Genomic DNA, 8,534 nt, shown 5'->3' on the forward strand with positions numbered 1-8,534 from the left:
GCGGGCGGCGGCGGAGGCGCGGCGGACCTTGCGCTCCAGGTCCTCCTTGGTGCCCTCGCCGCCGAGGGCCAGGGCGGCGGACTCGGTCTGGCGGAGCCTGCGGACGGCCCGCTGGTGGGTGAGGGTGGCGATCCAGGAGCGCAGGGGGCCCTGCCGCGGGTCGTACGCGTCGGGGTTCTCCCAGACGTGGCTGAAGACCTCGCGGGTGATGCGGTCGGCGGCGCTCTCGTCGCCCAGGACGCGGTGGGCGAGGCCGTGCACGAGCGAGGCGAAGCGGTCGTACAGCTCTCCCAGCGCGGCGGCCTCCCCGTGCGCGAGCCGCTGCTGCATGCGGCGGTCCCAGCGCCGCGGCGCGTCCTTCGGCATGCGGCCCCCTCGTGCGCTTGCCTGGTCCTGCTTCTGCCCGTGCTGCCTACTCGAACGGTACTTCGGGTTTCCTCCCTCCCTCGAATGTAGTCGGCGGCGCTGACAGCGGACTCCCGTTTGGGGCAAAGCCCGCCCCTTGCCGGAGGGCGGATGATATTGACGGTGGCCTGCTGGTGTTTCATGGGATACAGGTGGGGCAGCCGAAGCAGAACGAAACGTAAGGACTGCTTCCGGATCACTCCGCAGGCGCGGAGCAGGCAACGGCGAGCGAGAGGCGTGACGCGTGACGCTCAAGGTGACCGTGGGCGAGCAGGAGGGCTGGGCCGTCCTGTGCGTGTCCGGCGAGATGGACCTGGTGACCTCGCCCGTGCTGCGCCAGCGCGTGCACGAGGCCGTCGCCGACGGCCGTCGGCGTATCGTCCTCGACCTCTCCGAAGTGCTGTTCTGCGACTCCAGCGGCGTCGGCGTGCTGATCGCCACGCGCCGCCTGATCCGCTCCTTCCAGGGCCGGCTGCGGCTGATACTCCCCGCCAAGGGCGCCGAGGACGGCTCGCACGTGAACCGTGTCTTCGCGGCGCTCGGCGTGCGCCGCCTCTTCGAGGTCTTCCCCGACGTGCCGGCGGCGCTGGACGACGGGGCGACCCCGCTCTCCGCCTAGGGCCGGACGGGCCCTAGCCCGCCGGGCTCTGGCCGACGTGGCGCTTGGCCGCGGCCACGAAGGAGTTGATGGCCTCGCGCGAGACGCGGCGCCGTTCGGCGAGCGCGTCGCGGTCGGCCGCCCTGTGCACGTCGGCGACGTGGTCGAGGGTGTCCCGCGCGAGCCGCACCAGCTCCTCGTCGTTCGAGAGCAACTGCACGCGGAACAGCGCCTCCTGCGCCTCGGACCGCATCTCGTACGAACGGAAGCGCGACTCCTCGCTCTCCTCGTGCCGGTTCTCCGCCCGGCTGAACCAGCGGTCGACCAGTATCCGCCGGTAGTTGACCAGTGCCCCGGCATACGCGATGTACGCGTCGATCCGTTCCTGCCGCAGCTTCTCCCCGCGCGTGAACCGCTCCGTGCGCTCGGTCGCCCTCCGCTGGAAGGAGTGGGTGAGCCCCGCACCCAGGAGGGTTCCCAGCACCGCTATGACACTCGCCGCAACTGCTTCCACACAGCACAGTGGAGCACATCACACCTGTGGAACACCCTTGTCCCGGAATTCCCGCGGTCTTGACACAAGCGCCGCTTTCCCGCCGCCGGGAGGCCATCACCACGTACGCTCGCAGCTGGGGAAACACCCCCTGGAGCAAGCACCCAACCGCGGAAGTGAGGCGGCCCGAAGATCATGGACAGTGCCGAGTACGAGCGTAGGATCGCGGCCCGGTTCGCCACCTTCGACCAGGACGGCAACGGCTACATCTCCCGTGAGGACTTCAGCACGGCGGCGGCCGCCCTGTGCGCTGAGTTCGATGCCACGGCGCGGTCCGAGAAGGGGCAGGCCCTCTACATCGGAGCCGAGGCGTTCTGGCAGGGCATGGCGGGGATCGCGGACCGGGACGGGGACCAGCGGATCACCCGCGACGAGTTCGTGGGCGGCGCGGTGAAGCGGCTGCGGGACAACCCCGAGCGGTTCGCCGAGATCGCGCGGCCGTTCCTGCACGCGGTGATCGGCGTCGCCGGCGCCGACGGCACGGTGACCCCGGACCGGGCCGGGCGCGCGCTCAAGGCGCTCGGCGTGCCCGAGGACATCGCGACAGGAGTGTCCGCCGCGCTGGACGCGGACGGCGACGGCCGCGTCTCCGAGCAGGAGATCGTGACGGCCTTCGCGCAGTACTTCACCGTTCCCGAGTAGCGGCGCACGGTCCCCGGGCGCGGCGGGTCAGCTTCCGGAGAAGCGCTCCCGCAGCTTGTACTTGAGGACCTTGCGCAGTGTCTCGTTGCGGGGAAGCGCCTCGACCAGCTCCAGTTGCTCCGGCAGCTTGTAGGTGGCGAGGCCTTCCCCGCGCAGGTACGAGGTGACCGTCTCCAGCGTCAAGCCGCCGGTGCCCGCGCGTTGTTCGACGACCGCGCAGACGCGTTCGCCGCGCTCGGGGTCGGGCAGCCCGACGACCGCCGCCTCGCCCACGGCCGGATGCTGGTGGAGCAGATCCTCGATCTCCTTGGCGGAGATGTTCTCGCCCTTGCGGATGATGATGTCCTTCGCGCGCCCGGTGAGGACCAGATGGCCGGTCTTCCTGAGGTGGCCGAGGTCCCCGGTGACGAGGAACCCGTCGGCGTCGAAGGCCTCCGCGCTCTGTGCCGGGTCCAGATAGCCCTGGCAGACGGCCTCCCCGCGCAGCCGCACCTCGCCGTCCGTCTCGGGCGGCAGCTCCTTGCCCTCCGCGTCCGTGATGCGGATCCGCATGCCCTCCGGAGGCAGGCCCTCGGTCGTCGCGAGGTTCTCCGCGGTGTCGTCCGGGGCGCCCATGGTGATCATCGGCACCTCGGTCATGCCGTATCCATGGGTGAGCTGGCAGCCCATCTCGCGCACCACCGCGTGGTAGACCTCCGGCGGCTTGGGCGCCCCGCCGCCCGCGAGGAGGCGCAGGGTCGGGATGACCTTCTGCCCCTCGGGCAGTTGGCGCTGCTCGGTGAGGAACATCGAGTAGAAGGCCGTCGAGCCGCCCGCCACGGTCACGCCGTGCCGACGGTAGCCGTCCAGCGAGGCGGGCAGCGCGAAGTGCTCGAACATGACCGCGGGGAAGCCGTAGAGCAGCAGCATCACGGTGTAGTCGGGCCCGGCGATGTGGGCGAAGGGGAACGCCATCGAGCCGACGTCCGACTCCGTCAGGTGCAGGGCGTGGGCCAGGCACGAGCCGCCCGCGATCAGCGAACGGTCGGTGTGCAGGACGCCCTTGGGGTCGGAGGTGGTGCCCGAGGTCCAGTAGATCCACCGCACCGCCGTGCCGTCGGCGGGCGGCGGGGGCAGTACGGCGGGGTCGGCCTCGGGCAGCGACGCGTACGCCTCCAAGACCTCGAATCCGGCTCCGGTCTCGGCCGCGCGTCGCGCACTGAGCCGGTGCGCCATATCCGTGTGGTCGAAGCCGCGCCAGACGCCCGGCACGGCGAAGAACTCCGCCTCGGACTCCCGCAGCGCGAAGCCGACTTCGCGGTCGCGGTGGAAGGGGATCAACGGCGACTGGACGGCTCCTATGCGGGCGAGCGCGAAGGAGAGCAGCGCCGTCTCGATGCGGGTGGGCAGCTGCCAGGCGACGACCGTGCCGGGCCGCACCCCGCGCTCGTGGAGACCGGCGGCGACGCGCTCGGCGCGGTCCCGCAGCCGGCCGAAGGTGAGCGTGCGGTCGGCGGATGGCTCGGCGGCGGCCTGTACGAGGACGGGCCGGTCGGGGGTGAGGTCGGCGCGGCGCGCGATGAGTTCCCAGAGGGTGCGGGACTCGCCCAGTTCGTACGCGGTCTCGTTCACCGAGGTCCTCATGCGATCCCCTCCCGGCCCCACGACCCGAACTGACGGTCAGTCAGATCGTGCCGAGAGCGTAAGCCCCGGCGCCTTGTCGGTCCAGGGGTGCGGGGCTAGCCTGCCGCCTGACGGGTCATCAGATATGACGGTCGAGGCCGGAGGGGACGCACCGCATGGACCTCACGTACACCGACGAGGAGGAAGCCTTCCGGGCCGGGCTGCGCGACTGGCTCTCGGTCGTGCTGCCGAAGCTCCCCGCCAAGCCCTCGCCCCAGGACTGGCCGGGGCGGCGCGCCTACGACACCGCGTGGCAGCGCCTGCTGTACGACGCGGGCTACGGCGAGGTCCACTGGGACGCCTCACCGACGCAGCGCCTCATCTTCCTGGAGGAGACGGAAAAGGCGGGCGCCCCCTACGTAGGAGCCAACTTCGTGGGCCTGCTGCACGCGGGCCCGACCATCGCCTCCGAAGGCACGCGGGAGCAGCGGGAGCGGTGGCTGCCGCCCGTCCTGCGCGGCGACGAGGTGTGGTGCCAGGGGTTCAGCGAGCCCGACGCCGGGTCCGACCTCGCGTCGCTGCGCACGCGCGCGTGGCGGGACGGCGACCACTACGTGGTGAGCGGCTCCAAGATCTGGACCTCCCACGCGGAGGTCGCCGACTGGTGCGAGCTCCTGGTGCGTACGACACCGGTCGGCGAGACCGTGCCCAAGCACCGGGGCATCACCTGGCTCGCGATGCCGATGGACGCCCCCGGGATCACCGTGCGGCCGCTGCGCACCCTCGCGGGGTCCACGGAGTTCGCGGAGATGTTCCTGGACGAGGTGCGGGTCCCGGTCGCGAACCGGGTCGGCGAGGAGAACGACGGCTGGCGCGTGACGATGGTGACCCTGTCGTACGAGCGGGGCACCGCCTTCGTGGGCGAGGTGGTGGCCTGTCGGCGGGTCCTCGGCGAGCTGGCCCGCGAGGCCCGCGCGAACGGCCGCTGGGACGACCCGGCGCTGCGGCGCAGGCTCGGGCGGCTGAGCGCCGAGTTCTCGGCGCTGTGGCGGCTCACGCAGTGGAACGTGAGCGAGGCGCAACGCACGGGCGGCGTCCCCGGAGTGGGCGGTTCGGTCTTCAAGCTGCGCTACTCGCACGCGCGCCAGGAGCTGTACGACGCCGCCGCCGAGGTGCTCGGCGCGGGCTCCCTCGACCTCTCCCACGAGTGGACCCTCGACCGCCTCTCCTCGCTCTCGTACACGATCGCCGCGGGGACCTCGCAGATCCAGCAGAACATCGTGGCCGAGCGCATCCTCGGCCTCCCGAAGGGGCGGTGAGGGGTCCGGATGGATTTCCAACTCGACGAGGACCAGCAGGCCTTGAAGGCCGGTGTGCGGCAACTCCTGGAGGGCCGCTTCACGCTGCGTGACGCCACGGACCGCGTCGACCGGGCGCTGTGGCGCGAACTGGGGCAGGCGGGGTTCTTCTCGCTCGCGCTGCCCGAGGCGCAGGGCGGGGTCGGACTGGGGCTGCCCGAGGCCGTGTTGGTCTTCGAGGAGGCGGGGCGCGTGCTGCTGCCGGGGCCCGCCGTGGCCTCGTTCCTGGCGGCGGGGGTCGTCCCGGGCGCGGCGACGGGCGAGGCCGTGGTGACCGCCGTCGACGGCTCCCTGGTGCCGTGGCTGGAGGAGGCGGACGTGGTGCAGGGCGACGTGACCGGCGCGGTCCCCCTGCGGTCCGTGGACCCGCTCACCCCGCTGCACCGGGTGCCGGACGCGGGCAGCCTCGACCGGGGCGCTCTCCTCTACGCGGCGGAGCAGCTCGGCAGCGCCGCGCGCACCTGTGAGACGGCCGTCCAATACGCACGCCGACGCGAGCAGTTCGGACAGCCGATCGGCGCGTTCCAGGCGGTGAAGCACCTCTGCGCACAGATGCTCGTACGCTCCGAGCTCGCCCGCAGCGCCGTGTACGCGGCGGCCGTGACCGGGGACCGCCTCGACGCCTCGGCCGCCAAGCTGCTGGCCGACGACGCGGCCGTGCGCAATGCCCGGGACTGCCTGCAGGTGCACGGCGGCATGGGTTTCACCTGGGAGTCCGACGTGCATCTGCACCTCAAGCGGGCGTGGGTGCGGGCCGAGCTCGGGCGGTCGGCGCGGGCCGCGGAGGAGGAGCTCGCCGAGGCGCTCGTCGGGGCGCTCGACGGGGCGCCCGACGGGGCGTTCTGAAAAATTGGTCTGTCCGATATCGTGCGCTTTGTACCTTGTTTCGCGGCTCTCGCCCCATCCGGGTGGACGCTACTCAGCGTCGATATCGGGTTGTGTCCTATGCGTGACTCGTCACGGCACGGAGTCGGTGTCCGGCTCGGGTACCTTGTGTGAGATGCGAGTGGTTCTGAGGCCGAGCCATGCCGGTGTTGCCCATGTGGTGGCGCCGGGCCCGGCGATGCGTGCCGCTGGCAGCGCAGGGCGGGGCTCCGCCGCCGCCTGTTCGACCCCCCACGGTGCGCGTCGCACAGTATGCAGCACGCGTACTCCTTCGCGCTGGAATATGCCCGAAGCGCTTGTTGGGGTGACTGAACGTCAATCATGCTGTCTCCCAAGGGGATCACGTTCGGTGACCCTGTGGAGTCGCGAGGCGATGTGTCCGCCGGTTCGGATGGTGTGAGCGGTGCAGGTGCTTCAAGTTCAGCTGGAGGTCGGGGCCGACCCCGCAGAGGTGGGGCGGGCCAGGCGATGGGCTCGTTCCAGGCTCGCGGGCTCTGGAATAGAGGCCGATGAGCCGGTGGCCGAGACGCTGATCCTGCTGATCTCGGAACTCGTCACCAATGCCGTCGTGCACACGGGCTGTCCGGCCGTGCTGCGCATGCTGCTCCCCGGTGTCCCCGCCGACGCCCCGGGGCCGGGGACGGTCCGGGTCGAGGTGGTCGACCGCAGCGCCCGCCCGCCGGCGCAGCGGCACGCGGAGGGCGACGACACCAACGGCCGCGGCCTGGAGCTCGTCGACGGCCTCGCCGACCGCTGGGGCTGGCAGCCCGAGGGTGCGGGCAAGAGCATCTGGTGCGAGGTCGACCGGTGCGAGTCCGGCGTGGTGGCGGTGGAGTTCGAGGGCACGACGCACGACGGGAAGGCCTACGACGAGGCCTGCGCCCCGATCGCGCACGGCCCGGCCCATGGCCCGGCCCACGACTACTTGACGTACGGGCCGACGGCTTGCGATGCGACGCCTCACGGCGTGACGGCGTGCGACGGGGCGGCGTACGGCAGGGCGGCGTACGGCAGGGCCGCGTACGACAGGGTCGCGTATGACCGGGCGGCCCGTGATCGGGTGGCCTTTGGCGATGTGGACATCGCCTACGAGACGGTTTGAGTGTCATTGCCTGCGGGCGGGGCGCGGTGTGGTGTGGTGCGGCGGTGATCGTCTGCGAGGCGGTCTGGCTGTTCGTCTGCGGGATGCTCCGGCCGTACGGCGGCCTCTGAGCCCGTGTGCGCCGTCTCGTGCCGCGGTGCGCGCACCCGTGCGCGGGTGTGGCAAAAGGGGTGTACCTCGCTAATCCCCGACATGGTGTTGACGTGACGTGTCCGAATGATCACGCTTGTGTGCAGCGATTCGCCGCGAGGGGACGCCGAAGGCTCGGAATGACCGCAGGACCGAGTCCTTGGCGAAGTGTGGGTCGTGCTCGCGGCAGCACCCCCTTCGTGGCGGCACGGGGCGGGGTGGGTGCCGGACCGGATGGCGGCGTGCGCGGTGGCGCGCTCGGGGCGGAAGCCGACGCGCCGCCTTCCGCGTGGTGTCCGACGGCAGTCGCGCGGTCGTGGTGTCCGACGGCGGTCACAGCAAGGCGACCGGTGCCACCGGGGTGCCCGTCCCGCCGATGAAGGGTTCCGGCATCGCCGACAGCAGGAACGAGTGGCGGGAAACTTCTGCACAGGCTGTGGACAACTCCTCCAGATTCCAGTTCTGGCCCTGGATCATCCCCATCTCGACCAGATGGAGCGCGTGTACGGGCAGCCACAGGTTCTCGATCTCCGGCGGGAAGATCTCGAAGGTCAGGGTGTCGTTCGCGACCGCCGCGACGTCCCGTGCGTGGAACCACTCGGGCGTGCGCACCGAGAGGCCGGGCGACGGATAGCCGTACGCGTGCTTGTCGCCCGCCAGATAGACCTGGATCTGACCCGTGCGCACCAGCACGATGTCGCCCGCGCGCACCGTGACACGCCCGAACTCCGCTGCCTCGTCCAGGTCTTCGGGGGTGACCGCGTGGTCGCCCGGCAGCCGGTCGAGCCCCTTGGCGCGCGCCACGTCCAGGAGGACGCCGCGCGAGACGACGTGCCGGGCCTTGTCGATGCCGCTGAACCGCGCGCCCGCGTGGGCCGTGATGCTGTCCGCGGGGCGGCCGTTGTAGATCATTCCCGAGTGGGACACGTGCGTGAGGGCGTCCCAGTGGGTCGCCGTCTGCAGGCCCATCGTCACCGCGTCGTCGCTGGTGGCGATCGTGCCGGGGCCGAACAGCTCCTGGTTGATCTGCACCATGGTGTGCAGCGGGTTGATGCGGCCCGGGATCATCCCCGTCTGGACGCCGTCCTCCTTGAGGGGGAGCGCGAGGGGGATGCGGCGGCCGGAGCGGATCTCGGAGGCGGCGGCGCGTACGACCCCGTCGGTGACGAGGTTGAGGGTTCCTGTCTCGTCGTCCGCTCCCCAACGGCCCCAGTTCCGGACGCGTTTGGCCATGTCGTGGAATTCGGGAGGGAGGGGTGG

General features: G+C 71.5%; 8 protein-coding genes and 1 pseudogene. 5 read left to right on the top strand and 4 right to left on the bottom strand.

The window, feature by feature from the left end; translation table 11 throughout:
• On the bottom strand, nt 1-366 hold a 366-nt coding region (locus AOK03_RS27090; protein ID WP_279616336.1), incomplete at its 3' end, for a sigma factor.
• 283 nt (nt 367-649) lie between these two features.
• On the opposite strand from AOK03_RS27090, the gene AOK03_RS27095 reads away from it, so the two are divergent.
• Complete coding sequence (locus AOK03_RS27095) at nt 650-1,024, top strand: STAS domain-containing protein (protein WP_055567971.1); 375 nt, start codon at nt 650-652, stop codon at nt 1,022-1,024.
• Nucleotides 1,025-1,037: 13 nt separating this feature from the next.
• On the opposite strand, the gene AOK03_RS27100 is transcribed toward AOK03_RS27095, so the two are convergent.
• Complete coding sequence (locus tag AOK03_RS27100; protein ID WP_055567972.1) at nt 1,038-1,517, bottom strand: cation:proton antiporter; 480 nt, start codon at nt 1,515-1,517, stop codon at nt 1,038-1,040.
• Between the two features lie 174 nt (nt 1,518-1,691).
• On the opposite strand from AOK03_RS27100, the gene AOK03_RS27105 reads away from it, so the two are divergent.
• Nucleotides 1,692-2,198 carry an EF-hand domain-containing protein gene (locus tag AOK03_RS27105; RefSeq protein ID WP_055567973.1) on the top strand — a complete coding sequence of 169 codons (507 nt, stop codon included), beginning with the start codon at nt 1,692-1,694 and terminating at the stop codon, nt 2,196-2,198.
• Between the two features lie 27 nt (nt 2,199-2,225).
• On the opposite strand, the gene AOK03_RS27110 is transcribed toward AOK03_RS27105, so the two are convergent.
• On the bottom strand, nt 2,226-3,821 hold the full coding sequence (locus tag AOK03_RS27110) for a class I adenylate-forming enzyme family protein (RefSeq protein ID WP_425264418.1): 1,596 nt from the start codon (nt 3,819-3,821) through the stop codon (nt 2,226-2,228).
• A gap of 155 nt (nt 3,822-3,976) precedes the next feature.
• Here AOK03_RS27110 and AOK03_RS27115 point away from each other — a divergent pair, with 155 nt between their 5' ends.
• The 3 genes and pseudogenes from AOK03_RS27115 to AOK03_RS44300 all read left to right on the top strand — a co-directional run.
• A complete protein-coding gene (locus AOK03_RS27115; RefSeq protein WP_055567975.1) occupies nt 3,977-5,119 on the top strand; it encodes an acyl-CoA dehydrogenase family protein in 1,143 nt (380 codons plus the stop codon).
• Nucleotides 5,120-5,128: 9 nt separating this feature from the next.
• The gene (locus AOK03_RS27120; RefSeq protein ID WP_055567976.1) at nt 5,129-6,004 is read left to right on the top strand and encodes an acyl-CoA dehydrogenase family protein; all 876 of its coding nucleotides are present in this window, start codon (nt 5,129-5,131) and stop codon (nt 6,002-6,004) included.
• Between the two features lie 442 nt (nt 6,005-6,446).
• Nucleotides 6,447-6,851 (top strand): annotated as a pseudogene (locus tag AOK03_RS44300) (ATP-binding protein); the annotation flags it as partial.
• A gap of 756 nt (nt 6,852-7,607) precedes the next feature.
• Here AOK03_RS44300 and AOK03_RS27130 read toward each other — a convergent pair.
• On the bottom strand, nt 7,608-8,534 hold a 927-nt coding region (locus AOK03_RS27130; protein WP_244177769.1), incomplete at its 5' end, for a cyclase family protein.

This window comes from Streptomyces atriruber (assembly GCF_001418325.1).
GTDB lineage: Bacteria > Actinomycetota > Actinomycetes > Streptomycetales > Streptomycetaceae > Streptomyces > Streptomyces atriruber.